The sequence below is a fragment of the Streptomyces mesophilus genome, assembly GCF_040300965.1.
GTDB lineage: Bacteria > Actinomycetota > Actinomycetes > Streptomycetales > Streptomycetaceae > Streptomyces > Streptomyces mesophilus_A.
Genome location: NZ_JBEPEW010000042.1, coordinates 1 through 25,488, shown reverse-complemented (window position 1 = coordinate 25,488; position 25,488 = coordinate 1). Strand labels below are relative to the sequence as shown.

25 protein-coding genes and 1 pseudogene are annotated in these 25,488 nt (G+C 71.5%); 8 read left to right on the top strand and 18 right to left on the bottom strand.

All coding sequences use genetic code 11. The features are described from left to right. The first annotated feature begins 70 nt into the window (after positions 1-70). Positions 71-1,270 (top strand): PucR family transcriptional regulator, encoded by a 1,200-nt coding sequence (locus ABT367_RS17265; protein ID WP_352253928.1) that lies wholly within the window; start codon positions 71-73, stop codon positions 1,268-1,270. A gap of 165 nt (positions 1,271-1,435) precedes the next feature. On the opposite strand, the gene ABT367_RS17260 is transcribed toward ABT367_RS17265, so the two are convergent. From ABT367_RS17260 to ABT367_RS17250, 3 genes are read right to left on the bottom strand one after another with little or no spacing between them, the layout of a single operon-like run. Beyond that, a complete protein-coding gene (locus ABT367_RS17260) occupies positions 1,436-1,924 on the bottom strand; it encodes an NUDIX hydrolase (RefSeq protein WP_352253927.1) in 489 nt (162 codons plus the stop codon). Positions 1,925-1,964: 40 nt separating this feature from the next. Continuing rightward, positions 1,965-2,162 carry a hypothetical protein gene (locus ABT367_RS17255; protein ID WP_352253926.1) on the bottom strand — a complete coding sequence of 66 codons (198 nt, stop codon included), beginning with the start codon at positions 2,160-2,162 and terminating at the stop codon, positions 1,965-1,967. Positions 2,163-2,166: 4 nt separating this feature from the next. Next, a complete protein-coding gene (locus tag ABT367_RS17250) occupies positions 2,167-3,894 on the bottom strand; it encodes a BCCT family transporter (protein WP_352253925.1) in 1,728 nt (575 codons plus the stop codon). A gap of 155 nt (positions 3,895-4,049) precedes the next feature. Here ABT367_RS17250 and ABT367_RS17245 point away from each other — a divergent pair, with 155 nt between their 5' ends. After that, positions 4,050-5,228: a glycerate kinase gene (locus tag ABT367_RS17245; protein WP_434975479.1), complete on the top strand. Its 1,179-nt coding sequence runs from the start codon at positions 4,050-4,052 to the stop codon at positions 5,226-5,228. Between the two features lie 140 nt (positions 5,229-5,368). Here ABT367_RS17245 and ABT367_RS17240 read toward each other — a convergent pair whose 3' ends face one another. After that, positions 5,369-6,532: a low temperature requirement protein A gene (locus tag ABT367_RS17240; RefSeq protein WP_352253923.1), complete on the bottom strand. Its 1,164-nt coding sequence runs from the start codon at positions 6,530-6,532 to the stop codon at positions 5,369-5,371. A 149-nt stretch (positions 6,533-6,681) separates the two neighbouring features. Between ABT367_RS17240 and ABT367_RS17235 the strand changes: the two genes are divergently transcribed. Beyond that, complete coding sequence (locus ABT367_RS17235) at positions 6,682-7,407, top strand: SIR2 family NAD-dependent protein deacylase (protein WP_352253922.1); 726 nt, start codon at positions 6,682-6,684, stop codon at positions 7,405-7,407. Here ABT367_RS17235 and ABT367_RS17230 read toward each other — a convergent pair. Together ABT367_RS17230 and ABT367_RS17225 are read right to left on the bottom strand one after the other, a co-directional pair. Then, entirely contained in the window at positions 7,404-7,895 is a 492-nt protein-coding gene (locus ABT367_RS17230; RefSeq protein WP_352253921.1) for a methylated-DNA--[protein]-cysteine S-methyltransferase, read from the bottom strand. The genes ABT367_RS17235 and ABT367_RS17230 overlap by 4 nt on opposite strands. 11 nt (positions 7,896-7,906) lie before the next feature. Beyond that, a complete protein-coding gene (locus ABT367_RS17225; protein WP_352253920.1) occupies positions 7,907-9,376 on the bottom strand; it encodes a DNA-3-methyladenine glycosylase 2 family protein in 1,470 nt (489 codons plus the stop codon). 256 nt (positions 9,377-9,632) lie between these two features. On the opposite strand from ABT367_RS17225, the gene ABT367_RS17220 reads away from it, so the two are divergent. Next, a complete protein-coding gene (locus ABT367_RS17220) occupies positions 9,633-10,811 on the top strand; it encodes an FUSC family protein (RefSeq protein ID WP_352253919.1) in 1,179 nt (392 codons plus the stop codon). A 38-nt stretch (positions 10,812-10,849) separates the two neighbouring features. Further along, positions 10,850-11,203 carry a zinc ribbon domain-containing protein YjdM gene (locus tag ABT367_RS17215; protein WP_352253918.1) on the top strand — a complete coding sequence of 118 codons (354 nt, stop codon included), beginning with the start codon at positions 10,850-10,852 and terminating at the stop codon, positions 11,201-11,203. Between the two features lie 34 nt (positions 11,204-11,237). Here the strand turns inward: ABT367_RS17215 and ABT367_RS17210 are convergent, their stop codons facing one another. The 6 genes and pseudogenes from ABT367_RS17210 to ABT367_RS17185 all read right to left on the bottom strand — a co-directional run bounded on the left by ABT367_RS17210 (position 11,238) and on the right by ABT367_RS17185 (position 16,898). Beyond that, complete coding sequence (locus ABT367_RS17210) at positions 11,238-12,683, bottom strand: amino acid permease (RefSeq protein WP_352253917.1); 1,446 nt, start codon at positions 12,681-12,683, stop codon at positions 11,238-11,240. Between the two features lie 189 nt (positions 12,684-12,872). After that, positions 12,873-13,082 carry a hypothetical protein gene (locus ABT367_RS17205; RefSeq protein ID WP_352253916.1) on the bottom strand — a complete coding sequence of 70 codons (210 nt, stop codon included), beginning with the start codon at positions 13,080-13,082 and terminating at the stop codon, positions 12,873-12,875. Between the two features lie 119 nt (positions 13,083-13,201). Further along, a complete protein-coding gene (locus ABT367_RS17200) occupies positions 13,202-13,864 on the bottom strand; it encodes a hypothetical protein (RefSeq protein ID WP_352253915.1) in 663 nt (220 codons plus the stop codon). After that, complete coding sequence (locus ABT367_RS17195; protein WP_352253914.1) at positions 13,861-14,496, bottom strand: sigma-70 family RNA polymerase sigma factor; 636 nt, start codon at positions 14,494-14,496, stop codon at positions 13,861-13,863. Before ABT367_RS17195 ends, ABT367_RS17200 begins: the two co-directional genes overlap by 4 nt. A gap of 425 nt (positions 14,497-14,921) precedes the next feature. Further along, a pseudogene (locus tag ABT367_RS17190) lies at positions 14,922-15,433 on the bottom strand (O-acetyl-ADP-ribose deacetylase). Between the two features lie 46 nt (positions 15,434-15,479). Further along, positions 15,480-16,898 (bottom strand): phytoene desaturase family protein, encoded by a 1,419-nt coding sequence (locus ABT367_RS17185; RefSeq protein ID WP_352253913.1) that lies wholly within the window; start codon positions 16,896-16,898, stop codon positions 15,480-15,482. Positions 16,899-16,992: 94 nt separating this feature from the next. Here ABT367_RS17185 and ABT367_RS17180 point away from each other — a divergent pair, with 94 nt between their 5' ends. Beyond that, on the top strand, positions 16,993-17,559 hold the full coding sequence (locus tag ABT367_RS17180; protein WP_352253912.1) for a hypothetical protein: 567 nt from the start codon (positions 16,993-16,995) through the stop codon (positions 17,557-17,559). A 26-nt stretch (positions 17,560-17,585) separates the two neighbouring features. Here the strand turns inward: ABT367_RS17180 and ABT367_RS17175 are convergent, their stop codons facing one another. Next, the gene (locus tag ABT367_RS17175; RefSeq protein ID WP_352253911.1) at positions 17,586-18,455 is read right to left on the bottom strand and encodes an inositol monophosphatase family protein; all 870 of its coding nucleotides are present in this window, start codon (positions 18,453-18,455) and stop codon (positions 17,586-17,588) included. 83 nt (positions 18,456-18,538) lie between these two features. Continuing rightward, positions 18,539-20,323 carry a gamma-glutamyltransferase family protein gene (locus ABT367_RS17170; RefSeq protein WP_352253953.1) on the bottom strand — a complete coding sequence of 595 codons (1,785 nt, stop codon included), beginning with the start codon at positions 20,321-20,323 and terminating at the stop codon, positions 18,539-18,541. Positions 20,324-20,365: 42 nt separating this feature from the next. Between ABT367_RS17170 and ABT367_RS17165 the strand changes: the two genes are divergently transcribed. Then, on the top strand, positions 20,366-21,208 hold the full coding sequence (locus tag ABT367_RS17165) for a TIGR02569 family protein (RefSeq protein WP_352253910.1): 843 nt from the start codon (positions 20,366-20,368) through the stop codon (positions 21,206-21,208). Between the two features lie 19 nt (positions 21,209-21,227). On the opposite strand, the gene ABT367_RS17160 is transcribed toward ABT367_RS17165, so the two are convergent. Beyond that, positions 21,228-21,998: a M15 family metallopeptidase gene (locus tag ABT367_RS17160; RefSeq protein WP_352253909.1), complete on the bottom strand. Its 771-nt coding sequence runs from the start codon at positions 21,996-21,998 to the stop codon at positions 21,228-21,230. A 60-nt stretch (positions 21,999-22,058) separates the two neighbouring features. On the opposite strand from ABT367_RS17160, the gene ABT367_RS17155 reads away from it, so the two are divergent. Next, entirely contained in the window at positions 22,059-23,120 is a 1,062-nt protein-coding gene (locus ABT367_RS17155; RefSeq protein ID WP_352253952.1) for a lipoate--protein ligase family protein, read from the top strand. Here the strand turns inward: ABT367_RS17155 and ABT367_RS17150 are convergent. The 3 genes from ABT367_RS17150 to ABT367_RS17140 all read right to left on the bottom strand — a co-directional run. Continuing rightward, positions 23,086-23,781 (bottom strand): DUF4232 domain-containing protein, encoded by a 696-nt coding sequence (locus tag ABT367_RS17150; RefSeq protein ID WP_352253908.1) that lies wholly within the window; start codon positions 23,779-23,781, stop codon positions 23,086-23,088. The two genes, ABT367_RS17155 and ABT367_RS17150, sit on opposite strands and share 35 nt — an antisense overlap. Positions 23,782-23,864: 83 nt before the next feature. Then, the gene (locus ABT367_RS17145; RefSeq protein WP_352253907.1) at positions 23,865-24,527 is read right to left on the bottom strand and encodes a response regulator transcription factor; all 663 of its coding nucleotides are present in this window, start codon (positions 24,525-24,527) and stop codon (positions 23,865-23,867) included. Continuing rightward, positions 24,524-25,488: sensor histidine kinase (locus tag ABT367_RS17140; protein WP_352253906.1), on the bottom strand; the 965-nt coding region annotated here is incomplete at its 5' end. The genes ABT367_RS17145 and ABT367_RS17140, both read right to left, overlap by 4 nt.

Here is a 25,488-nt window from a genome sequence, read left to right as displayed (position 1 = left end):
TGTGCTGCAGCACAAGACCCCGTGTCAGGGGCCTATCCGCCCGGGGATCCAGGTGGCATCCTCGGCGCTCATGGCAGCTCGAGGACCTCGCACCAAGCAGGAGTGGAAGGTACTGGCCGAGACCTGCGAAGCGCTTCTCACGCGCCTTGCGGACCTGGTCGACGGGCATCTTCGGCTGCTCGACGCACACTCCCCCACCTACGAACACGTCATCCCCTACGACCAGCACTGGCAGCAGGCCGAGACGGCCATGCGGATCGGGATCGAGGCGCTCTGCGCACCGAAGCACTCGCCACGCCGGGATCTGGAGTACGCCGAGGCGATGGGCCGGCGCAGCGCCCAGCAGGGGCTGCCGCTGAATCTTCTGGTGCACGCGTACCGGCAGGCGGGCCGGCTGGTCTGGGACGAGTTGCTCGCCGAGGCCCAGCGAGGGCATCCGGAACGGCTGCCCGTCCTGATGCAGTCGGCCTCGATGGTCTGGTCGGCGGTCAACGACCAGGAGGACACGCTCTCGGAGGCCTACCGCGCCACGGAGCTCGAGCTGCGCCGCCGTACCGACGAGCGGTTGCAGGCGCTGCTCGACGCGCTGCTCGACGGCCAGGACGCGCCCGAGCTCACCTCGCGCGCGGCGGCCGGCCTCGATCTTCCCGAGCAGGGCCGGTACGCGGTGGTCGTCCTGCCGCTCGACCGGCGCGACGGCAGCGAGCCGTTGCACCGGCTGATCCGGGCGACGGGAGTCCGCTTCGTCTGGCGGATGCGGGCGGACTGCGAGTTGGGGGTCGCGGCGCTGGACACGTCGGTGGGTCTGGACGCGCTGTCCGGTCTGCTCGAGGCGGGGTGCACCGGGCCCGGCGGGATCTCGCCCGTGGTCGGCGGGCTCGCGGAGCTGGGGCGGGCGCGGCGGCTTGCCGAGTTGGCACTGCGGACGTGTCCGCCCGATTCGACGGCGATCGTCCGTCTGGACCGGCGAGTGCCCACGGCACTTGTGGTGGGGCAGCCGGAGTTGGCGGGCCGTCTGGTGAAGGACGTGTTCGGCCCGCTGCTCTCACTGGATCCCGCGGACCGTGCGGTCCTCCTGGAGACGCTGAACGCGTGGCTCGACTGTGAGGGGTCCGCGGGGCGGGCGGCCGGGCGCCTGTACTGCCACCGCAACACGGTCTTCAACCGGTTGCGGCGGCTCGAACAGCTCACGGGGCGGGATCTGTCGCGGCCGCGGGATCTCACGGAGATGACGCTCGCTTTGGATGCGCATCGGTTGGCGGTGGGGTGAGATCGTCGGTCCGGGCAGGGTGGGCCGGGGTGCTTGTGGGGGCCGGTATCCCGGGGTTTCCGGGGGCTCCTATTCGTCGCCCCCGGCGCCCCTTCCCGAAACCGGGGCTTCGCCCCGGACCCCTGCATCCGCACTTCGTTCGGATCTGCTCAAACGCCGCAGGGGCTAAGCAGGGAACCCGTTCTCCAGTTCCGCCGGGCCCCGGCCCTGCTCCAGCACCGTCAGCGCCGCGCGGACGCGGCGGGCCAGGGCGGGGTGCAGGTATGTGTCGAGGTCGGTGGCGGGGATCAGGCGCCAGGAGTCGAGTTCCTCGGACTGGAGGGTGATCGTCTCGAAGGTCTGCTCGGGATGGACGCCTCCGTCGTAGAGGTACGCGGCGAGCGGCGGACGGTCCGGGCCCTGGGCCCAGTCGACGGCGAGGAGTGCGCCCGGGGTGACGTCGAGCCCGGTCTCCTCGAGCGTCTCGCGGCGGGCCGCCTGCCGTGGGGTCTCGCCCTGGTCCGACTCGATCGTGCCGCCCGGAAGCGCCCATCCCTCGCGGTAGTTGGGCTCGACGAGCAGCACCCGGCCCATCTCGTCGCGCAGCAGCATCGCCGCGCCCGCGAGGATCTTCGGGAGGCCGGCGATATACGTGGCAAAGTCAGCTGTCGTCACCAGGGCACTGTAACCACCGCCGGCGCCATGGGGGCCAGGGTCATTTCTCCGCCCCGTACAGCTGGTGCACCGCCCTGCCGCCCTCGCCGAGCGGCACGCTGATGTGCTCGAGCACGTCCTCGAGCACATCGATGTCGCCGGTCCTGATCAGCGGTTCGGGATGGGGTGCGGCGGCGGCCGGGGCGGCCAGGGAGAGGGCCGACAGCACGGCGGCGGCCACTGCCTGCGTACGTCTCATGTGGTCAGTCCTCGTCCTGGCTGCGGGACTTCACGGCCCGGCGCAGCCGGTGGTGGCGGGTAGGTGACTGTTCGGTGATCGCGTCGCCGACCATCGCCTTGACCGCGTCGCGCATACCGCGCAGCGCGTGGTGGCGGGGCGGTCCCGCGCCCGGGTCCTCGCGGAGCTCCTTGAGCAGGGCCCAGCACAGGGCGAGCATCACGATGACGAAGGGCAGGGCGACGAGGATGGTCGCGCTCTGCAGGGAGTTGAGGCCGCCCGCGACAAGGAGCACGGCAGCGACCGCCGCCATCAGTACGCCCCAGACCACCACGAGCCAGGTCTTGGGGTGCAGGGCCCCGCGGCTGGTGAGCGAACCCATCACCAGGGAGGCCGAGTCGGCGCTGGTGACGAAGTAGGTCATCACGAGGATCATCGCGATCCACGAGGTGACGGTGCCGATCGGCAGCGCGTCGAGCATCGCGAACAGCGCGGCCTCGGGCCCGTCGGAGATCTTCCCCGCCATGTCGGCCTCACCGGTGGCGTCGAGGCGGATGCCCGTACCGCCCATGACGCAGAACCACACGACGGTCGCCGCGCTGGGCACGAGCAGGACGCCGACGAGGAACTCACGGATCGTACGGCCGCGGGAGATCCGGGCGATGAAGGTGCCGACGAAGGGCGCCCAGGACATCCACCATGCCCAGTAGAAGATCGTCCAGCTGCCCAGCCAGGAGCTGTCGGTGAAGGCACCGGTGCGGGTGGCCATGGGGATCAGGTTGATCAGGTAGTTGCCGACGCTCGCGGGGATCGCGTCCAGGATGTAGACGGTCGGGCCGATGACGAAGATGAAGGTCATCAGGCAGGCGGCGAGCACGATGTTGAGCGTCGAGAGCCATTTGACGCCCTTGTGCAGACCCGAGAACGCGGAGCCTACGAAGGCCGCGCCCAGCGCCACGATGATGATCACCTCCAGCGGGGTGGAGTCCTTGACGCCGGTGGTCAGGTTGAGGCCCTTGGCCACCTGGAGCGCGCCGACACCGAGGCTGGTCGCGGTCCCGAAGACCGTGGCGAAGACCGCGAGCAGATCGATCAGGCGGCCCGGCCAGCCTGCCGCGCGCCGCGCGCCGATCAGCGGGACGAAGACCGAGCTGAGGCGGTTGCCGCGGCCCTTGCGGAAGCCCGCGTAGGCGAGGGCGAGGCCGGCGATGCCGTAGATCGCCCAGGGGGTCAGCGTCCAGTGGAAGAACGAGTACTGCAGCGCCGTACCGGCCGCGGCGTCCGTGCGCGGTTCGACACCGGCCGCCGCGGGCGGAGGGCTCAGGTAGTGCTGGAGCGGTTCGCCGACCCCGTAGAACATCAGGCCGATGCCCATGCCGGCGCTGAACATCATCGCGATCCACGCGAGGTTGGTGAACTCGGGCTCGGAGTCGTCCCGGCCGAGGCGGATCTGGCCGAAGCGGCTGACGGCGATCACGACACAGAGGACCAGGAAGATGTCCGCGGAGATCACGAACAGCCAGGCGAAGTTCTCCAGGACCCAGGCAAGGGCGGTCGACGAGGCGCTGTCGAAGGAGGACTTTCCGATCGCCGCCCAGGCCACGACCCCGACGACGACCGCCACACCGATACCGACGACTGTGAGGTCGGGCGCACGCTCTTCGGCGGGGCCACCGGGCTCGGCGGGATCCGTGCGTCCGGGCGGGCCCGGCGGGTCCGTGGGGCCGTTCTGATCGATCGTTTCCGTGCTCATGACGCCCCACTATGGTCGGAAATAGTGGTGTTTTTCGCCTGGGCGCGCCGTCTCGCCGTCCGGGTGGCCATGGGCAGGGACCCCATGCTCCGGTTAAGGTCGGGGCGGCGCGACTGCCTTGACGCGAGCAAGGCCCGAAAGCAAGGGGAACCAAGGTGGCGGACGCTGCAGAGACGGCTCACTCGGCGGCTCACTCGTCGACGGAGAGTCGGGTGCTGATAGCCGCGGACAAGTTCAAGGGTTCGCTCACGGCCGTACAGGTCGCCGAGCGGGTCACGGCCGGGCTGCGCCGTGTGCTGCCGGACCTCGAGGTCGAGGCACTGCCGGTCGCCGACGGCGGCGACGGCACGGTGGCGGCGGCGGTCGCGGGCGGCTTCGAGCGGCGTGAGGCAGAGGTCACGGGCCCGCTGGGCACGCCGGTCACGGCCGCCTATGCGCTACGGGGCGACACCGCCGTGGTCGAGATGGCCGAGGCCTCCGGTCTCCAGCTGCTCCCCGAGGGAGTCTTCGCCCCGCTCACCTCGACCACGTACGGCTCCGGCGAGCTGCTGCTCGCGGCGCTCGACGCGGGCGCGCGCACGATCGTCTTCGGTGTCGGTGGCAGCGCCACGACCGACGGCGGCGCGGGCATGCTGGCCGCGCTCGGCGCGAAGTTCCTCGACGCGGCCGGCGAGCCGGTAGGCGCGGGCGGCGGTCCGCTGGCCGATCTCGCCACCGCGGACCTCTCGGGCATCGATCCGCGCTTCGCCGAGGTGGACCTGGTCCTGGCGAGCGACGTCGACAATCCGCTGACGGGCCCGAAGGGCGCGCCGGCGGTCTACGGTCCGCAGAAGGGCGCGACGCCCGAGGACGTCGAGACCCTGGACGCCGCGCTCGCGCACTTCGCGCAGGTCCTCGAGAAGGCCATCGGTCCGAAGGCCGCCGAGCTCGCCGCCTCCCCGGGCGCGGGTGCCGCGGGCGGTATCGGCTACGGCGCGCTGGTCGCGCTCGGTGCGCGGTTCCGTCCCGGGATCGAGGTCATGCTCGACGTGCTCGGCTTCGCGCCCGCCCTGTCGCGCGCGACGCTGGTGATCACGGGTGAGGGCTCGCTCGACGAGCAGACCCTGCACGGCAAGGCACCGGCGGGCGTCGCCGCGGCGGCCCGTGCGGCCGGTCTCGAGGTCGTCGCGGTGTGCGGCCGGCTCGCGCTGCCGCCGGAGGCCCTGGGCAAGGCCGGTATCCGGCGGGCGTATCCGCTGACGTCGGTCGAGCCGGATGTGGCCAAGTGCATCGCCGAGGCCGGACCGATCCTGGAGCGGGTGGCCGAGCAGATCGCGCGGGATTTCCTGAGCTGAGCGGGCGGCTGACTGGGCAGCCGCTCACGCGCAGCTCTCTGAGCTGAGCAGACAGCGGGCGGCTTCCTGAGCCGAGCCGCCCACGCGCGGCTCGCTGACCGTGCACCGGCTGTGGCGGGGCCTTCCGGCCCCGCCACCGGTCAGGCCGCCGCGGCCTGCGCACCCCGTCTGCTGAGCGTGTGCCCCACGACCACGGTGAGTGCGGCCGCCACCCCGGCGAGCGGCACCCCGGCGGATCCGGCGAGGGTGCACAGGAGGATGGTCAGCGCGCCGACGGGCAGGGTGAGCTGCTGGACGGTCGTGCGCTTGAAGTGGCGCGCGTGCAGCAGCCAAACGACGAGGAAGAACAGCGCCGCGGGCACGGTCACGGCCGCCGTGGCCGCGCGTTCGGAGATATGCGCCTCGCCGACCGTCTGCTCGACGGCCAGCTCGACGCCCGCACCGATCGCGGCGGCCGCGGCGAAGACCAGGAAGTGGCCGTATCCCCATACGAAGCCCTGCCGGTTGGACGCGAGGTGCTCGTGGATCGGCACCGCGAAGTAGATCCACCACGCGCAGAACACGATGAGCAGTCCGCCGGCGGCCAGCGGAACCAGCCCGTCGAGACTGCCGTGACCGTCGCCGTCGACGGCGTGCTGGACGGCGACGGTCGCCCCCGCGATCGTCTCGCCGAGGACGATCAGCGTGAACAGGCCGTAGCGCTCGGCGATGTGGTGCGGGTGCCAGTGCGTGGCCCAGTCGCGTTCCGCCACCACGGGTACGGCGAGTTCGGCCAGCATGAGGGCCACGAACACATAGCCGCGGGCCGCGTCGGGCACGAACAGCATGCCGATCCAGCCGAGTTGGGTCAGCACCAGGCCGGCCGCGTACCGCCGGGCGACCCGGCGCTCGGCCGGATCGGCACTGCCGTGGGCGGCGCGCAGCCACTGGAAGGTCAGGGCCAGACGCATCACCACGTACCCGATGACCGCCAGGGTGAAGTCGCCGTCGTCGAAGGCGCGCGGGACTCCGGCCGCCAGGATCAGGACGCCGGTGATCTGGACCAGGGTCACGACGCGGTACAGGGCGTCGTCCGTGTCGTAGGCCGAGGCGAACCACGTGAAGTTCATCCAGGCCCACCAGATCGCGAAGAACACGGCGAGATAGCCGGCGATCCCTTGCTGCCAGTGGCTCTCGGCGAAGGCATGCACGAGGCGGGAGTTGGCCTGGGCGACGGCCACGACGAAACAGAGATCGAAGAGCAGCTCCAGCGGGGTCGCTGCCCTGTGCTGCTCGTGCCGGCTGCGGGCGGTCATACGGCTCATGGGTCCCAGCCCAGCAGCAAACCCGGCGGCGCGAGGTGCGAACGGCCGCGCGCGGACGGATTCGTACCGGATCGGAGTCGGCGTGTCCGTGCGGGGCCGCGGAGAAACCCGCTCGCCCCTCGCACCCCACGCTCCGTACCCTCGGCCCCATGACCAAGCCACTCGTCGCGATCCTCACCGGCGCCGGTGTCTCCACCGACTCCGGGATCCCCGACTACCGGGGGCCCAACGGGCTGTGGCGGCGCGATCCCGAGGCCGAGAAGCTCGTCACGTACGACTACTACGTGAGCGATCCGGAGATCCGGCGCCGTGCCTGGCAGATGCGCCGCAGCGGCCCCGCCCGGCATGCCGAGCCCAACGCCGCGCATCGCGCGATCGCCGGGCTCGAAGAGCGCGGGATCCCCGTGCGGGTGCTGACGCAGAACGTCGACGGGCTGCATCAGCGCGCCGGACTCTCCGCGCGCAAGGTGCTCGAACTGCACGGCACCGCACGGGAAGTGGTGTGCATCGCCTGCCACGACCGGGCACCGATGGAGGCCGCGCTCGCCCGGGTCGAGGCCGGCGAGGAGGACCCCGCCTGCCGGTCGTGCGGCGGTGTGCTCAAGTCGGCGACCGTGATGTTCGGTGAGCGTCTCGACCCGATGGTGATCGGTGAGGCGATGAGCATCGCGAAGGCGTGCCACCTGTTCTTCGCCGTGGGCAGCAGCCTCCAGGTCCAGCCGGCCGCCTCGCTCGCCGGGATCGCCGCGGAGCACGGGGCGCGCCTCGTGATCGTCAACGCCGATCCGGCTCCGTACGACATGATGGCGGCCGAGGTCGTACGGGAGCCGATCGGCGAGGCGCTGCCCCGCCTCCTGGGCGAACTCACCGGCTAGAACAGCGCGTTCGCCGCCCCCTGCCGCTCGAAGTCGAGCAGCTGACGCTTGCGCTCGATGCCGCCGCCGTAGCCGGTGAGACTTCCGTTCGCGCCGACGACACGGTGGCAGGGGACGATGATGCCGATCGGGTTCTTGCCGTTGGCGAGGCCGACGGCACGGGAGGCGGCGGGGTTGCCGAGGGCTTCGGCGAGTTCGCCGTAGGAGCGGGTCTCGCCGTACGGGATCTTCAACAGCTCTGCCCATACAGTGCGTTGGAACTCGGTGCCGTCCAGGTGGAGCGGCAGGTCGAAGTCCGTGCGGTCGCCAGCGAAGTACGCGGTGAGCTGCTCGACGACCGGCTCGAAGCCGGTGTCGTCCGGGTGGCCGAAGGTCTCCTCGGCCGGGCGGTGGCGCTGACCGGTCATGTACAGGCCGGACAGCACGCCGTCCGTCGCGACCAGGGTGAGCGGGCCGTAGGGGCTGCCGGTCACGGTGTGGGTGCGCATCGCGGATCTCCTTACGCGGGGAGGAAGTTGATGGGGTGGGTGTCGGTGGCCCAGAGGTGCTGGACCGCGTAGGCGCGCCAGGGCCGCCAGGCCGCGGCGCGTGCGGTCAGCGCGGCCGGGGTCGACGGGAGGCCGAGTCCTTCGGCGGCCTTGCGCACGCCGAGGTCGCCGGGCAGGAAGGCGTCCGGGTCTCCGAGCGCCCGCATGGCGATCACCTCGATGGTCCAGGGACCGAACCCGGGCAGTGCGCCGAGCCGTGCGCGCGCCTCGTTCCAGTCGCACTCCGGACCCAAGTGGAGGGTGCCGTCCGCGAGTTGACCGATCAGGGTGAGCAGCGTGCTGCGGCGGGTGCGGGGCATCGCCAGGGTCTCCGGGTCGAGCCCGGCCAGCGTCTGCGGGTCGGGGAACAGGTGGGTGAGGCCGCCCTCGGGGTCGTCGATCCGTTCGCCGTACGCCTCGACGAGACGGCCCGCGTGGGTGCGCGCCGCGGCCGTGGACACCTGCTGGCCGAGTACCGCGCGGATCGCGAACTCCGCCTCGTCCACCGTGCGCGGCACCCGCCGCCCCGGCACCTTCGCGACCAGCGGTGCGAGCAGCTCGTCGGTGCTCAACTGGGCGTCGATGGCGACCGGGTCGGCGTCGAGGTCGAGCATGCGGCGGCAGCGGCTGATCGCCACGGTGAGATCGCGCTGGTCGGTGAGGGCGAGCCGGCAGGCGATGTGGTCGGGCCGCGGGGTCAGGGCGACCACCCCCTGGCCGTACGGGAGGCGCAAGGTGCGCCGGTACGCGCCGTCCCGCCATTCCTCGACGCCGGGTACGGCGGTGGCGGCGAGATGTCCGAACAGGTTGTCCGGGTTGAGCGGCTTGCGGAACGGCAGCCGCAGGCTCAGCACACCAGGCGCGCTCTCGGTGCGCCGGCCGCCGGCGCGGGTGCGCAGTTCGCCGGGGGTGAGGGCGAAGACCTCTCGTACGGTGTCGTTGAAGGTACGGATCGACGAGAAGCCGGCCGCGAAGGCGATCTCCGCCATCGGCAGCGCGGTCGTCTCGATCAGCAGCCGCGCGGTCTGCGCCCGCTGGGAGCGGGCCAGGGCGAGCGGCCCGGCGCCCAGCTCGGCCTGGAGCTGCCGCTCGACCTGCCGGGTGCTGTAGCCGAGCCGGCCGGCGAGGCCGGGGACGCCTTCGCGGTCCACGATGCCGTCGCCGATCAGGCGCATCGCACGGGCCACGAGGTCGGCGCGGTGGTTCCACTCGGGTGAGCCGGGGGTGGCGTCGGGGCGGCAGCGTTTGCAGGCCCGGTAGCCGGCCTGCTGGCAGGCGGCCGCGCTGGGCAGGAAGGTCATGTTCTGCGGCTTGGGTGCGACCACCGGGCAGCTCGGCCGACAGTAGATGCCGGTGGTGCGCACGGCGGTGAAGAACCATCCGTCGAAGCGTGCGTCCTTGGACTGGACGGCTCGCAGGCAGCGCTCGGTCTCGGTGTGCATACGGACAGCTTCGTACAAGGCAGCAGGCTTGGCTGGCGGAAATCCGACATGGACGTGCGGGCAGCGGTGGGCGCGGTCTCCGGGTACGGGTGCGGGTTACGGGTGGACCGTATCCGGGAGCAATGGCGGGCGATTCAGGCCCAATGGCCAGGAGGTCGGGAGGGCCGCCGGAGAGACAGTGGGAGGTGGCCCCCAGCCGTTCCGCCCAGTCCGCCGATTCCGTCCACCCTGAACCCTCCCGAGCCCGAGCCGCACCATGTCGCACACCTCCGCAGCCCCTGCCAGAAGCAGTGCCGTCCGAGCCCTCACCTCCCGCGCCGTCCCCCAGTTCGGCGACGCGAACCTGGTGCTGCGGGCCGCACTGGCCAGTGCGCTCGCCTGGTGGGTCGCGGCCGATCTGCTCAATCTCTCGGCGCCGGACCTCGCACCGGTCGGCGCGATGCTGGCCTGCCAGCTCACCCCGTACGGCACGGCACGACGGGCCTTCCACCGCGGAGCCGGGGTGGCCTTCGGCGGGGCGCTGGGGCTGACCGCCTCGATGACGATCGGCGTCACCCCGCTGACCATCTTCGGGACCGTCCTGATCGGCATGTGCGCGGGCCGACTGCTCCGGCTCGGCGGGCAGGTGCACCAGATCGCCCTGACCGCGGTCCTGGTCATGGGCGTACCCGGGCACTTCGACTACGGCGTGCACCGCCTCGCGGCGAACCTGATCGGTGTCGCCATCGGCGCGGCCGTCGGGCTGGCGGTGCCGCCCCCGCCGTTCGCCCGGCGCGCCTCGGAGAAGCTGGCACGCCTGTCCGCGCAGATGAGCGAGCTCCTGACCGAGATGGCCGACCATCTGCGCACCGGTGACTGGGACGCGCACTGCGGTGAGTGGGTCGAACGGGCCCGTGGCCTGTCCGGACGGCTGACCAAGGTCCGTAAGGCGGTGGCGGCGGCCGAGGACGCAAACCGCTGGCGTCCGCACACGCAGGCCTCGGTCCGGCGGGTGGAGCGGCTGCTCGAATCGACGCGCTGCCTGGACCACGTGGGACATCAGATACGGGGCATCGCCCGCGGTCTGTACAACCTCACGTATCGCGAGGGCCGGCCCCCGGCCCTGCACTGGTCGCAGGACGACAGCGCGCTGCGCCCGGAGCCGACGCGCACCCCCGAGGGACTCGACCAGGTGCTCGCCGACCTCGCCGCAACCCTTGCCGTCCTCACGGAGCCCCGGCTGCTGCACGACAGTCCCACGCCGGAACTGCGGCAGCGGCTCCGTACGCATCTGGGTGCGGCGGAGACCAGCTTCCTGCACAGCGCGCTGGCGCAGCAGCCCGCGTACGCCGAGTGGCGTGAGCTGTGCACGGCCGGGATCCTCGAGGACGCCCGCAAGGTGCTGCACGAGCTTGATCCGCAGGTGGGGCCGCATCAGCGGGCCTTCCGCGACTGAACGGGCCGACCCCTCGGATCCCCGGATACGCTGGGCGGATGAGCGACGACCTCCCCCCTTGCCCCAAGTGCTCCTGCGCCTACACGTACGAGATGAACACCCTCGTGGTGTGCCCGGAGTGCGGCCACGAGTGGGTGCCCGGCGAGGGCGATCAGGCCGCGGGCTCCGAGGAGCGGGTCGTCAAGGACGCGGTGGGCAACGTGCTGCGGGACGGCGACAGCGTGACGGTCGTCAAGGCGCTCAAGGTCAAGGGCAGCCCGTCCGGTATCAAGGCGGGCACCAAGGTGCGCAACATCAGGCTGATCGACGGGGTCGACGGCCATGACATCGACTGCAGGATCGACGGGTTCGGTGCGATGCAGCTGAAGTCGAGCGTGGTGAAGAAGGCCTAGCGCGGCGGCCCTCGACGCCGTCCCGCCCAGGTCGTCACAGCCTGCGCAGCGGGTCCCGCACCCTCGCCCGCACCCGGTACCAGCCGAGGGCCAGCGCGGCGGCGATCGGCAGGATCAGCAGGACCGTGTCGCGTCCCGGGCCGTCGGTGTCGAACCACATCATCACGATCACGCCGAGCAGGAACGAGAGCGTCACCAGGTTCACCCAGGGCGCCGCCCACAGCCGGAAGGCGGGGCGCTCGGCGAGGCCGAGGCGGGCGCGGCGGACGAATGCCAGATGGCAGATCATGATCATGCACCAGGTGGCGATGATGCCGAGCGCCGCGATGTTGGTGACGATGCCGAAGGCCTTGTCGGGCAGCCATGCGTTCAGTCCGACACCGCACAGGATCACGGCTGAGGTCATCAGCACGCCCCCGTACGGCACATGGCTGCGGCTCATGCGCGAGGTGAACCCGGGCGCGGAACCCGCCATCGCCATGGAGCGCAGGATGCGGCCCGTGGTGTAGAGGCCGGAGTTGAGGCTCGACATCGCCGCGGTCAGCACGACCATGTTCATCAGCCCTCCCGCGGAGGGGATGCCGAGCCCGGAGAGCACGGTGACGAAGGGGCTCTGACCGGCGGAGTAGGACGTCCAGGGCAGCAGCAGGACCAGCATGAAGACCGAGCCGACGTAGAAGACGGCGATGCGCCACATGATCGAGTTCACGGCCTTGGGCACCACTTCCTGCGGCCGCGCGGTCTCGCCCGCCGTCACACCGACCATCTCGATCGAGGCGTACGCGAAGATCACCGTCTGGGCCACCAGGACCACCGGCAGCACGCCGAGCGGGAACAACCCCCCGTTGTCGGCCAGCAGATGGAGACCCGGCACCTGACCGTCCACCGGGTGGCGGGTGATCAGCACCCAGACGCCGATGACGAGGAACGTGACGATCGCGACCACCTTGACGATGGCGAACCAGAACTCCATCTCGCCGAAGAGCCGGACCGAGATGAGGTTCACGCACAGGACGATCGCCAGCGCGATCAGGGCGAGCACCCACTGCGGGACCGAGGTGAACATCGACCAGTAGTGCACATACAGCGCGATGGCCGTGATGTCGGCCATGCCGCTGGTCGCCCAGTTGAGGAAGTACATCCAGCCCGCGACGTAGGCACCTTTCTCGCCGAGGAACTCGCGGGCGTAACTGACGAAGGCGCCGGACGAGGGCCGGTGCACCACGAGTTCACCCAGGGCGCGTACGACGAAGAAGGCGAAGATGCCGCACACCCCGTACGCGACCGCGAGGCCCGGTCCCGCCTTGGCGAGGTTCCCGCCCGCGCCGAGGAACAGACCGGTCCCGATGGCCCCGCCGATCGCGATCATGCTGATGTGGCGCGGCTGGAGCGTCTTGCTGTACCCGGCGTCCCCGGCGTCGAGCACGACGTCCGGCTCGGCGGGCTCGGCGGCGGGTCCGGTGTCGAGGTCCTTGGCCACGGGCGCGTACTCGCCTTCGTCGGTGCTGGAGAGTGGGTGCGTCCGTTGTATCCCTGTTGAAGCCGGTCTTCCCGTAATGCCATGCGGCCGCCGCCCGAACAGGGCAGCGGCCGCACGAGAGGCAGGCCCTCGGGAAAGCTCAGGAGCGGGAGCCAGCAGGACGCTCAGGAGCGGCAGCCCGCAGGATGCTCAGGAGCGGGTGAGCCAGAGGGTGGCAAGGGTGATCAGACCGCTTCCGCAGCCGAAGCAGATCCCTCGCAGCAGCTGGCCGAGGGCCGTACGACGACGGGCCAGGGCCCAGTCGCGCAGGAGACCGCAGCGACGGGTCAGCGCGCGGTGGACGCGGAACGCCTTGCCCCGGATCCGATGTGCCGGGCAGCGCCGGCGGCTAACCTTCATGGGGACGTCCTTTCTTCACATGGCATGAGGTGAGGGCTGTCGTGCGATGCGAGGAGCCCTGAGCGTCCCGTTGGCCTAGGAAACCGGGGGCGCGAGCGGGCTCCTTGCTGCGTTGCGCGCTATGCGCGGGCGTAGTCCCGCAGCGCCTGCGCGAGGCGTCGGTCGGGGCGGGGCACGATCACGCAGGGGCCGCTGTCGTCCGCGAGGCGGTCGACCTCCATTTCCAGGCCGCCGGTGAGAGGGGCGCTGGAGCGGCGCGGGTAGACGTAGCGGGCGAGCGCCTCGACCTTCTCGAAGAAGCTGTCATCGAGTTCGTCTCCGAGATCGAAGATCACCTGATGCATCCAGTGCGCCGCCTCGCGCTGCTCGCCGAGGGCGGTGTGGTGCAGATGAAGGCAGTAGGCCGCCGCCCGGTGGCCCGCGCCGGCGGCCAGCTGCCACCAGAACTGAGCGGACTCCGGATGCTGGCCGGTCAGGTGGAGCAGCGAGGCGAACACGGCCGCGCCGTCGACGTCGAGGGCGTCCTCCTCCACCGGCCGACCGGGCGTTCCCTGGGCGAGCTGGTCGACGTGGTCGGCGGCGCGCGGCGCGCTGAGCATCCACCGGGCCACGACGGTCAGGCGCCGTCCCGCTTGCGCGGCGCGCAGGCCATCCGAGGAGTTCGTGGCGCAGCCGATGTCGACGGCCAGCTTCCTGAGCGCGGCGCCGACATCGAAGGTGTGGGGTGCGTGGACGGGCATGGCAGCGGCGGCCAGCACCTCGTCGATGGTCGTAGAGCTCATCGCCCTTCCCCCTTTGTGATGTTCTTGCTCGGGGCGGCCTTGGCGCGTCCGTCCCCGTCGGTGGGCAGGCCCAGCAGGACCCGCAGGCGTTCCTTCCCCTTGCGTATGTGGTAGTCGACGGTGCGCGGGTCGAGCCCCATGTAACGGGCGATACGCGCGACCGGATAGTTCAGCAGGTACTTGAGGACGATCGCGTTGTACTGACGGGTCGGAAGGTCCAGCAGGGCCTCGTACAGGCCGGCATTGCTCGGTGCGAGCTCCATCTCGTTGCGTATCGCCCGCAGGTTCTGCGCTATGGGGCCGTTGATGACGAAGGCCGGCCGGCGCTGCTCGGCCTCGAGGCGCTGCTTGACGTGGCGGCTCAGGACGGCCATCGCCCGCTGCTCGACATCGGCCTCGCTCAGCAGGTCGGGCCAGCCCGCCAGGATCTCCAGGAACACGGCGTGCACGACGGCTTCGGCAGCGCCGCGATGGCCGAGGTGGAGTTCGGCGAAGGCGTGGAAGAACTCCTGCTGGGCCAGGTAGAAGCCCTCGTAGTCCAAGGGCAGTCCCAGGTCTGGTGCGGTCGGTGCGTAGGGTCGGGGCCGAGCCGGGATCCCGAACGCGCCCAGCGCGTGATCGTCGTTGGTCACGCGGGCCTCACAGTGGTCATCGATTGATCCCTGTACATGTGAAGGGGTGACGGCGCGGCGTCCCGTTCCCACCGGGGGCGCACGCCTGGGAGCCGGGTGGCTCTTGGGAATCACCCTGCCGGGATTCGCGCCCGCTCACTCAACGTGACCCGGAAAAAATTACCCAGCGATCATGAGGCGCTGCGGAACGTATTCACGAACATCGCACAGACGTCCCGAACACCCTCCTGAGCAGCGGGAGTTAACTGCCGTTCACCCAGGGGCGAAAGGTTCCAGAGCCTCAAGTGGCATTCGTCACAACTTAGTTGGGCGAACCCGAACAGTCGGTGCACCTCGCCCGCGCAGCGCATGCGCACGTCTTGAGCGCGACCGCGAACGGATCGGCCATCGCCGAAACGCCGCCGGCGCCCGCGGGCTCCCGGGTGCTACTGCACGTGCGCCGCGAACGCGTCGTACGCCCTCTGGTCGAAGAGGACGAAGCGGGCCTCCTCGACCGCGCTTTCGGCTCCGCGCACCGTCTCGACCGCGATACGTGCGGCGTCCTGGATCGGCCAGCGGTACACCCCGGTCGAGATCGCGGGGAACGCCACCGTCCGGGCTCCCAACTCGTCGGCCACGCGCAGGGATTCCCGGTAGCAGGAGACCAGGAGGGACGGGTCGCTGTCCGCTCCCTGGTACACCGGACCTACGGTATGGATCACCCAGCGGGCGTCGAGGCGTCCGGCCGTGGTTGCGACGGCCTGGCCGGTTGCGAGCCCTTGCCGTAGTGAGAGGCGCGCAGCGCTCGGCAGGCCTCGAGGATCTGCGGGCCGCCCTTGCGGTGGATCGCGCCGTCCACTCCCCCGCCGCCGAGCAGCGAGGAGTTGGCGGCGTTGACGATGGCGTCGACGGACTGGGCGGTGATGTCGCCCTGGACGAGGGTGAGGGGCGTCGTCATGCGGTCATCGTACGGAGATCGGCACAGCCATCACCGTACGAAGACGTCACGCGGCCGTCGCGCGCAGGTGGCGCCACACCGCCTTCGCCGCGTTGTGGCCCGACATTCCGTGCACGCCCGGGCCCGGCGGGGTGGCGGAGGAGCAGATGAAGACGGCCGGGTGGGAGGTCGCGTACGGGAACAGGGAGAGCTTCGGGCGGAGCAGCAGCTGCAGGCCCGAGGCGGCGCCGCAGGCGATGTCGCCGCCGACGTAGTTGGCGTTGCGGGAGGCGTACTCGGGCGGGCCCGCGGTGGCCCGGGCGAGGATGCGGTCCCTGAACCCCGGGGCGAAACGCTCGACTTGGCGTTCGATCGCGTCGGTGAGGTCCCCGTTCCAGCCGTTGGGGACATGGCCGTACGCCCAGAAGACGTGCTTGCCCTCGGGGGCGCGGGACGGGTCCGCGAGGGTCGGCTGGACCGTGATCAGGAAGGGGTTCTCTGGCGCGTGGTCGGTGCGTGAGGCGGTGTGCAGCGCGGTGGCGATGTCCCGGCTGCCGGGCCCGACCTGTACGGTGCCGGCCCGCCGCGGCTCTTCGGCGGTCCACGGGACCGGACCGTCGAGCGCGTAGTCGACCTTGAACACACTCGCGCCGTAACGGTAGTTGGCATAGGCGTTGCCCAGCCCGGCGATGCGGGCAAGCGCGGTCGGGGACGTGTCGAAGACATACGCGCGGGCCGGCGGCAGGTCGTCGAGGCGCTTGACCTCGTAGTCCGTGTGGACGGCTCCGCCGAGGTCCTTCAGATACGCGGCCAGCGCGTCGGAGATGGACTGCGAGCCGCCCTTGGCCACCGGCCAGCCGTGCGCGTGCGCGGCGAGGGCGAAGACCAGACCGACCGCGCTGGTGGCCAACCCGCCCAGCGGGGCGATGACATGGGCGACCAGACCGGCGAACAGGGCCTTGGCCTTGTCGTCCTGAAAACGGCGCTCCATGAGCCACGACGAGGGCGGAAGTCCGACGAGTCCGAAGCGGGCGAGCGTGACGGGGTCGCGCGGCAGAGAGCTGAGCGGAAGCGACATGAAGTCGCGGAAGAGGGTCTCCGCCTTCGGCAGGAACGGGGTGACGAGTCTGCGGTACGCGCCCGCGTCGCGCGGCCCGAACGAGGAGGCGGTCTCGCCGACGGAACGCGAAAGCACGGCGGCCGTGCCGTCGTCGAAGGGGTGCGCCATCGGCAGCGCGGCATGCAGCCACTCCAGGCCGTAGCGGTCCAGGGGCATCGCGTTGAAAGCGGGCGAGGAGATGCCGAGGGGGTGCGCGGCCGAGCACGGGTCGTGACGGAAGCCGGGCAGGGTCAGCTCCTCGGTGCGGGCGCCCCCGCCGATGGTGTCCTTGGCTTCGAACACGGCCACCGAGAACCCCCGGCGGGCCAGCTCCACCGCAGCGGTCAGTCCGTTGGGTCCCGCTCCCACGACGACGGCATCGAGCATCGACGGCACCTTCGGACTCCTTTGTCAGCCGATGGCCACTGGGGCCCAGGATATGCCTGGGCCCCGGCGGCCGATCCGGGGGTAGGGTCCTGGGATGCCGAATTCCTCCTACCTCTGTGCCCGTGGTCTGCTGCCCGGCCTCGCCGAGCGGTGGTTCGAGACCGGGGACGGCGGCGAGGTCCTGCGGCAGGTGACGCGCGCGCCGACCGGCGCGGTGTCCAGCGCCTGGGCGCGGCGGGAGGCGGACCTGATGCGGGAACGCTTCGGGAGCTTCGGCGTCGCGTTGTACGAGGCGGTGTACGGCGGGCCCGCGGAGCCGCCCGGCCGGTCCGTGGCCGAGGTGTCGGCCGAGGAGTTCGAGGACGCCTGGCGGCGCGGCCATATCGGACGGCATTTCACCCCGTACGACTCGGGCCCCGTGCCCCAGGGCACACGGCTGGCCGGGACGGTCGCCGCAGCGCCCTGGGGGCCGGGTGTGACCGGCCTCTTCGTGGATCTGGGACTGCCGGTCGGCGGGTTCGTGGACATGCTGCAACTGCCGAGGGACCCGGAACGGTGGCCGGCGGTCGGGACGGACGGCTCGTTCGAGGTCGTCACCCTGCGGATCAGCTTCGACGGCGATCCGCACGCCCAGATCAGACTCCGCCCGGTCGGCGAGTGATCGGTCGTCGGCCCGCCGTAGACCGGTCAGACACCGGCCCGCAGCAACCCGATCACCCGCTCCACCGTCGCCGCATCCCGGGCGGCCGTGAACGGCAGCGCATTGCCGCCCTCGATCCGGAACGGCTCGCCCGCGACCGTCAGATGCCCGCCGCCCGTCTCGGTGACGAGGAGCAGACCGGCCGCGTGGTCCCAGGCGTTCTCCCAGGAGAAGGCCACCGCGTCCAACTCCCCCTTGGCCACGGCCAGATACTCCAGACCCGCCGAGCCGCAGGGCCGCGGGGCCACGCCTTCGGTCCGCAGGCCGAGCAGGGCGCGCTTCTGTTCGTCCGTGGTGAAGTCCGGGTGGGAGGTGGCGACTTGGAGATCGCTGCCCGCCGCGCGGGGGGCCTGTGTGAGGGGGCTGCCGTCGAGGAGCACGCCCCCGCCCCGTACCGCCACCGCCATCTCGTCCCGGGCCGCCGCGTACGTCCACGACGCGAGCACCTCACCGCGCCGTGCGAGCGCGACCAGGGTGCAGAAGCCCGGGTCGCCGTGGACGAACTGGCGGGTGCCGTCGACGGGGTCGACGATCCACACCGGGGCGTCGCCGTGCAGCGCGTCGAGGATGGCCGGATCGGCGTGCACCGCCTCCTCGCCGACCACGACGGAGCCACGGAGCAGGGCGGTCAGGGACGCCGTGAGGTGTTCCTCGGCGAGGCGGTCGGCGACCGTCACGAGGTCGTGCGGGCCGTTCTTCTGCACGACCTCATGGTCGGCGAGCTGACAGAAGCGCGGCATGATCTCCGCTGCCGCGGCCTTGCGCACGGCCTCCTCCACCTCGTGGATGCGGGTGGTGAGGAGGTCATGGATACGGGTGTTCAAAAGGTCATCGTTGCCTGTCGTGTCTTCGATCATGTGTCCATCCCACCACGTGCCACTGACAGTGCCCACACGGCGGGTGACGGGCAGGTGGAATCCGGGTGACTTTCCGGGTGCCCTCAGCGCCCCACGGCATACCCCTGCATCCCGCGCGGATTGGCCCCGGCCGAAAGGACCCCGGTCTCCGGGTCCCGTGCCACCGCGCTCAGCCGCCCCTCCGACCACGGCGCGCCGACGGTGACCTGGTGGCCGCGGCGCCGCAGCTCCTCGACCGTCATGTCCCCGAGCCGGGACTCGACCGTGAGCTGGCCGGGCAGCATGCCGCGCGGATAGAACGACGAGGGGACATGGTCGGTGTGCCAGTTCGGGGCGTCGATCGCGCCCTGCAGGTCGAGGCCGCCGCGTACCCGGGGGCCGTTCGCCACGTGCAGGAAGAACGGCAGCTGCCACTGGTCCTGCTGGTCCCCGCCGGGCGTCCCGAAGGCCATCACCGGGACCCCGCCGCGCAAGGCGAGCGACGGGGTGAGCGTGGTGCGGGGCCGGCGGCCGGGGGTGAGGGTGTTGGGCAGGCCCGGTTCCAGCCAGGTCATCTGGAGGCGGGTGCCGAGCGGGAAGCCCAGCGCGGGGACGACCGGGTTGGACTGGAGCCACCCGCCGCTCGGCGTCGCGGCGACCATGTTGCCCCAGCGGTCGACGACATCGACATGACAGGTGTCGCCGCGCGTCTCGCCGTACTCACTGACCGTGGGCTCCCCCGCGCCGGCAGCGAGTCCGAGCGCGTCGAAGGAGGTGCGGCCCTCCACGTCCTTCGCCGGCTCGGCCAGGCGCGGGATCCGCCCGTCCGGGGACCCCGGGCGCAGTTCGAGCGAGGCCTGGTCGCCGATCAGCTTGCGGCGCTCTTCGTTGTACGCGTCCGAGAGCAGCGCTTCGAGGGGTACGTCGTCCCCCGCGTCCCCGTACCAGGCCTCCCGGTCGGCCATCGCCAACTTGCAGCCCTCGACCAGGAGATGGACGTAGTCGGCGGAGCCGCTCGCCGGGAGTTCGCCGGGCAGCAGCGCCAACTGCTGGAGCAGGGCGGGGCCTTGGCTCCAGGGGCCGGCCTTGCAGAGGGTCCAGCCGTTCCAGTCGTACGTCGCCGGCGCCTCGTAGCCGGCGCGGAAGGAGGCGAGGTCGTCGCCGGTGAGGGTGCCGGTGTGCCGTTCGCCGCTGGTGTCGAACGTCGGCCGAGCGCTCTGCCGCACCAGCGCCTCGCCGATGAACCCCTCGCGCCAGATCCGGCGCGCGGCGTCGATCCGCGCCTCGCGTGTGGGCCCGGTGGCCTCGGCGAGCAGCCTGCGCCAGGTCGCGGCGAGCGGACGGTTGAAGAGCAGTTCGCCGGGCCGCGTGGCCGGCAGGTACACCTCGGCGGACGAGGTCCACTCGGTCTCGAAGAGCTCCCGGACCGTGGCGACCGTGTCGCCGATCTTCTCCACGGGAGGGTGGCCGGACTCGGCGTATCCGATGGCGTATTTGAGAATGTCGTCGAGGGACTTGGTGCCGTGGTCGCGAAGCAGCACCATCCACGCGTCGAACGCTCCGGGCACGGCGGCGGCGAGCGGTCCGGTGCCGGGGACGAGGTCGAGGCCGAGCGAGCGGTAGTGCCCCGCGCTCGCGCCCGCGGGTGCGGGCCCCTGGCCGCACAGCACGCGCACCTCGCCGCCGGCGGGCGCGAGGATGATCGGCACTTCGCCGGCCGGACCGTTGAGGTGCGGCTCGACCACATGCAGGACGAACCCGGCGGCGACGGCCGCGTCGAAGGCGTTGCCGCCGTCCTCCAGAACCGCCATCGCGGACTGCGAGGCCAGCCAGTGCGTCGAGGACGCCATGCCGAAGGTGCCTTGCAGGGTGGGGCGCGTGGTGAACAAATGCTCGGCCATGCCCGCAGGCTAACGCTAGGGTCGGGAGGCATGGTCGACTCCGCTCCCCCGTCTCATGTGCTGGTCGCGTTCGGTGCCGCTGACGAAGCCGTGCCCCTGCCGGGCGGCCAGGGTGGCACCTGGCGGGCGGGCCGGACCGTGGTCAAACCGACGGGGTCGGCCGAGGAGACGGCATGGCGGGCCGAAGTCCTGGACGCGCTGCCGGAGTCGGCGGACTTCCGGGTGGCGCGCCCGGTGCACGCCTCGGACGGGACGTGGACGGTGAGCGGCTGGGAAGCCTGGCATCTCGTCGCCGGCCACACCGATCCGCACCGTACGCAGGACGTCATCCGTACGGGAGAGGCCTTCCACGCGGCCCTCGCCGCGCTCGCTCCCGGACGCCCGGCATTCCTGGACACGCGCGACGATGCCTGGACGCGGGCCGACGCCCTCTCCTGGGACCTGGACAACGGGGGCGGATCGGACCCGTCGGAGGGCTCCGACGGCTTCGACGACTCCGACGACTCCGACGGCGAGTTCGGCATGCTGGCGCCGCTCCTGGCCGCGCGGACCCCGCTCACGACGGGCGACGAACAGCCCGTGCACGGCGACCTCCTGGGCAATGTGCTGTTCGCGGACGGGCTGCCGCCCGCGGTCATCGACTGGCCGGTGTACTGGCGACCGCCGGCCTGGGCCTCGGCGGTCGCCGTCGTGGACGCGCTGCTCTGGTACGAGGGCGACCCCGGCCTCCTGGAGCCGTGGCTGCGGGATCCGTACCGCCACCAACTCCTGCTCCGCGCGCTGATCTACCGCGTGGCGACCACGCGGGAGGCGGGCCGGCCGGCCGAAGGGACGTACTGGCCGGTGGCGAAGCTGGTGCTCGAGGGCCTGTAGGGGCCGCGGGGACGCTTCCTCAGCGGCCGTTGCGCGAGAAGTGCTGGTAGTCCGGATTGGACCAGCGCCCGCCCCACTCCCAGCCGATCGCACGGAACGCCCGGGTGATCACATCGCCGGACCTGATCATGCCCTTCGTGTTCCGCCACCGGTCGAGGTGGCGCGCGCCGGCCGGTGGGTGGATCCGGCCCGTCCGGTCGACGTACGGGTTCTCCACGGTGTTGATGTCGATCGCGTCCCCGTACGAGTGCTGCGAGAGCCTGCCCGGATTGCCCACCACCTGGCGGCAGTTGAAGGCCGAGGTGTTGTCGTCCGCCATGGAGGCCTGGTCGCTGCCCTGGTAGGCGGACAGGGGGCGCATCTTCCGGATCGGGAACTTGGCGCCGAACGCCTTCCAGAACACATAGAGCACGTCCTTCGCGACGCGCTCGTGGACGACCATCTCGCCGGTGTGCACCTTGCCGTCGAACCCCCAGTGACTCATCCGCAGCAGCCGCAGTCGCTGGGGAGGGACCGGGCAGCCCGGACGGTAGGTGCGGCCCAGCGCGGCCCGGGTGACGGGCAGCGTGCGGTGCTGGAATACGGGGCCCTTGGGGGGCGCTGCCCGAAGGGCGGCCGTCGAGGTCGCGGGAGAGGGCGGAGGGGCAAAGCCAAAGGAGGAGGCGGAGGCAGCGGGGGCGGAGGCAGCGGCGAGGGCGGCGGAAGCGGCGGGGGCGGCGGAGGCAGGACAGGCGCCGGCCGTGAGCAGCAGGACACTGGCCGCAGCGGCGACCCGAAGTACGATTTGCACCGAATCACCATATTGAGCGCGATCAAGGAACGCTTGGTCGACAAGCCGGGAGGCGGCACAGTGCACGGCGAGTACAAGGTTCCCGGCGGCAAGCTCGTGACCGTCGATCTCGAGGTCGACGAGCGTGAAAAGGTACTGCGGCGGGTGCGGGTGGCCGGGGATTTCTTCCTGGAGCCCGACGACGCCTTCGAGGTCCTGAGCCAGTCCCTGAACGGCGCTCCCACCGACACCGACGCCTCCGGCCTCGCGGCCCGGATCGACGCCGCGCTGCCGCCGGGCACGGTCCTGTACGGCCTCACCACGGAAGGTGTGGGCGTCGCCGTACGGCGCGCGCTCGCCCATGCCACGGACTGGACCGACTACGACTGGCAGCTGATCCACGAGGGCCCGCAGCCGCCTGCCCTGCACATGGCGCTGGATGAGGTCCTGACCACCGAGGTCGCCGAGGGGCGCAGGCCGCCGACGCTGCGGATCTGGGAGTGGGGCGCGCCGGCCGTGGTCATCGGCAGCTTCCAGTCGCTGCGCAACGAGGTGGATCCGGAAGGCGCCCGGCGGCACGGCATCGAGGTCGTACGGCGGATCAGCGGCGGCGGCGCGATGTTCTGCGAGCCGGGCAACACCATCACGTACTCCTTGTCGGTGCCCGATGCCCTCGTGCAGGGTCTGTCCTTCGCGGACAGTTACGCGTACCTCGACGACTGGGTGCTCGGCGCGCTCGGCGACATGGGTATCAAGGCCTGGTACCAGCCGCTCAACGACATCGCCACCGACGCCGGGAAGATCGCAGGCGCGGCGCAGAAGCGGATCGCGGGCGGTGAGGGTGCGGTCCTGCACCACGTGACGATGGCGTACGACATCGATGCGGACAAGATGCTCGAGGTGCTGCGGATCGGGCGCGAGAAGCTCTCCGACAAGGGCACCAAGAGCGCGAAGAAGCGGGTGGATCCGCTGCGCCGGCAGACGGGGCTGCCGCGGGCCGCGGTGATCGAACGGATGGCGGAGTCGTTCCGTACGCGCTACGGGCTGACGGCGGGGAAGGTGACGGACGAGGAGATGGCGCGGGCGCGGGAACTCGCGCGGACGAAGTTCAGCTCGCAGGAGTGGACGTCGCGGGTGCCGTAGCGCCGCTGGCGTTCTCCGCCTTCTCCCAGGCGGTGACGCCGAGTTGGGCGGTGGTACCGATGTCGATCGGGCCGCCGTCACCGGGCTGCAGGACATGGCCCGCGCGGCCCGGGACCGGCGCGATGTCGAAGAACGTCCCGTGCGGGGCGGGCCGTGCGGCATCGGTGACCGTGTTGCGCCAGGTCAGGGAGGTGGTCGCCGATTCGCCCGGCTTCAGCGTGAACAGCTTGGGCTTGGCGTTCCCGAGACCGGTACCGATGGCTTCGGTGCCCTTGAGTACGTCGATCGCGACGGGTTCGCGGTCCTCGTCGAGGACCGTGAGCGCGGGATAGCCGTTCAACTCGTACTCTCCGGTCCCGCAGTTGGTGACCGTGATGCTCATCGACCTCAGGCCCATCGCGGCGTTGACCATGCCGGACGCGGCCCGCAGCCCTTCCCCGTCGCATGCCGTCGCCGTGACGGCGGCGTCGGGCTCGTCGCTCGGTGCGGGGGTGTCGAGCGGTGCGGTGTCGATCGGCGGGAGGGTGGGCGGCTGCGAGGTGCGTGCCGGGTCGGCCTCGCGGTCCAGCTCGTCGGCGAGCGAGCTGCACCCCGTCGCCAGGGTCGTCAGGGTCGCGACGAGGGCCAGGGCGAGGGCGGGCCGTACGGATATGCGGGTCACGGGGGGATCATTTCACGGGCGCCCGTACGCGCCTGCGGCTCACCCGCCTCGCACCTCCGGCTCACCCGCCCCGAACCTCCGGCTCACCCACCCCGAGCCCGCACCAGCCCGCTCTCGTACGCGAACACCACGAGCTGCGCCCGGTCGCGTGCTCCGAGCTTGGTCATCGCGCGGCTCACATGGGTCTTCGCCGTGTACGGGCTGATCACCATGTGCTCGGCGATCTCCTCGTTGCTCAAGCCGCGGGCCGCGAGCGCGGTGACCTCCAGTTCGCGGGGCGTGAGGTGCTCCAGGCCGGGGGCCGTCGAGCGGTCCGGCGGGCGGGCGACGAACTCGCCGATCAGACGGCGAGTGACCGATGGCGAGAGGAGTGCCTCGCCGGCCGCGACGACCTGGACGGCCTGCAGCAGGTCGGCCGGTTCGGTGTCCTTGAGCAGAAAGCCGCTCGCGCCGGCCCGCAGCGCCTCGAAGACATACTCGTCCAGGCCGTAGTTGGTGAGGATCACGACGCGGACGGCGGCGAGGTCGGGGTCGGCGGCGATCAGCCGGGTCGCCTCGATGCCCGTCATCACCGGCATCTGCACGTCGACCAGGGCGATGTCCGGCACCGAGGCCCGCACGAGGTCGACCCCCCGCGCCCCGTCGGCCGCTTCGCCGACCACCTCGATCCCGTCCTCCGCGTCCAGCAGGGCGCGGAAGCCGGCCCGCATGAGGGCCTGGTCGTCGACGAGTACGACGCGGATCACTTCGCCTCCGATTCGCGTACCGGCGATTCCTGGACGCGTGATTCGCGTACCAGCGATTCACGGGCGAGCGGGTCCTGAGTACGTGATTCGCGTACGAGCGGGTCCTGAGCGCGCGATTCGCGTACGAGCAGGGGCAGTTGAGCCCGCACCAGGAAGCCCCCCTCGGTCTTCGGGCCGCACTCCAACGTGCCGCCGAGCCCCTCCACACGCTCCCGCATCCCGGTCAGCCCGATACCCGGCTCGAATCCCGTGTCCGGGCCCGCGCGCCCGTCGTCCGTCACCAGCACCTCCAACCGCCCTTCATCCACGGCGAGTTGTACGGCGACCTCCGAGGCCCCCGCATGGCGCGCCGCATTCGTCAGGGCCTCCTGCACGATGCGGTACGCCGTGTGCTGCACCTCGTCCGGCAGCTCACCGTCGTAGTCGGTGAGGGTGACGGACAGTCCTGCGGCGCGGGCGCGCTCCACGACTTCCTTGACCCGGGCCGCCGGGCCCGGCTCGCGCAACACCACCAGGGTGGCGCGCAGTTCGCGCATCGCCTCGCCGCTCGCCTCCTGGATCGCGAGCAGCGCGGGCGGCACCTCCTCGCCGCGCTTGCGGGCCAGGTGGACCGCGACACCGGCCTGGAGCTTCACCACGGCGATGCTGTGGGTGAGGGAGTCGTGGAGTTCGCGGGCGATCCGCAGCCGTTCCTCGCCGGCGCGGCGCAGGGCGACTTCCTCGCGGGTGCGTTCGGCGTCCAGGGCGCGTTGTTCGGTCTGGCGGAGGTACGCCTGCCAGTTCTGGTCGGCGAGACCGGTGACGACCGCGCAGAGGAACCAACCGGCAAGCAGAAGCGTGGTGTTGACGCCCTCCCCCAGACCCGCGAACACGGCGAGGAAGAGCAGCGCCGCCACCGCACCCACCAGGCGGTGCCCCGCGCGGGCGGCCGTGTGCACGGCGCCGACCACGGGGAGCGCCG

Excerpts from the sequence above, each read along its gene's own strand:
- ABT367_RS17230 (WP_352253921.1), bottom strand. The coding sequence starts at position 7,895 with ATGCGCACCCACACCGTGACCGGCAGCCCCTACGGCCCGCTCACCCTG.
- ABT367_RS17215 (WP_352253918.1), top strand. The coding sequence starts at position 10,850 with ATGAGCGACGACCTCCCCCCTTGCCCCAAGTGCTCCTGCGCCTACACG.
- ABT367_RS17255 (WP_352253926.1), bottom strand. The coding sequence starts at position 2,162 with ATGAGACGTACGCAGGCAGTGGCCGCCGCCGTGCTGTCGGCCCTCTCC.
- ABT367_RS17225 (WP_352253920.1), bottom strand. The coding sequence starts at position 9,376 with ATGCACACCGAGACCGAGCGCTGCCTGCGAGCCGTCCAGTCCAAGGAC.
- ABT367_RS17165 (WP_352253910.1), top strand. The coding sequence starts at position 20,366 with ATGGTCGACTCCGCTCCCCCGTCTCATGTGCTGGTCGCGTTCGGTGCC.
- ABT367_RS17205 (WP_352253916.1), bottom strand. The coding sequence starts at position 13,082 with ATGAAGGTTAGCCGCCGGCGCTGCCCGGCACATCGGATCCGGGGCAAG.
- ABT367_RS17265 (WP_352253928.1), top strand. The coding sequence starts at position 71 with ATGGCAGCTCGAGGACCTCGCACCAAGCAGGAGTGGAAGGTACTGGCC.
- ABT367_RS17185 (WP_352253913.1), bottom strand. The coding sequence starts at position 16,898 with ATGCTCGATGCCGTCGTCGTGGGAGCGGGACCCAACGGACTGACCGCT.
- ABT367_RS17180 (WP_352253912.1), top strand. The coding sequence starts at position 16,993 with ATGCCGAATTCCTCCTACCTCTGTGCCCGTGGTCTGCTGCCCGGCCTC.
- ABT367_RS17200 (WP_352253915.1), bottom strand. The coding sequence starts at position 13,864 with ATGAGCTCTACGACCATCGACGAGGTGCTGGCCGCCGCTGCCATGCCC.
- ABT367_RS17175 (WP_352253911.1), bottom strand. The coding sequence starts at position 18,455 with ATGATCGAAGACACGACAGGCAACGATGACCTTTTGAACACCCGTATC.
- ABT367_RS17235 (WP_352253922.1), top strand. The coding sequence starts at position 6,682 with ATGACCAAGCCACTCGTCGCGATCCTCACCGGCGCCGGTGTCTCCACC.
- ABT367_RS17250 (WP_352253925.1), bottom strand. The coding sequence starts at position 3,894 with ATGAGCACGGAAACGATCGATCAGAACGGCCCCACGGACCCGCCGGGC.
- ABT367_RS17220 (WP_352253919.1), top strand. The coding sequence starts at position 9,633 with ATGTCGCACACCTCCGCAGCCCCTGCCAGAAGCAGTGCCGTCCGAGCC.
- ABT367_RS17240 (WP_352253923.1), bottom strand. The coding sequence starts at position 6,532 with ATGAGCCGTATGACCGCCCGCAGCCGGCACGAGCAGCACAGGGCAGCG.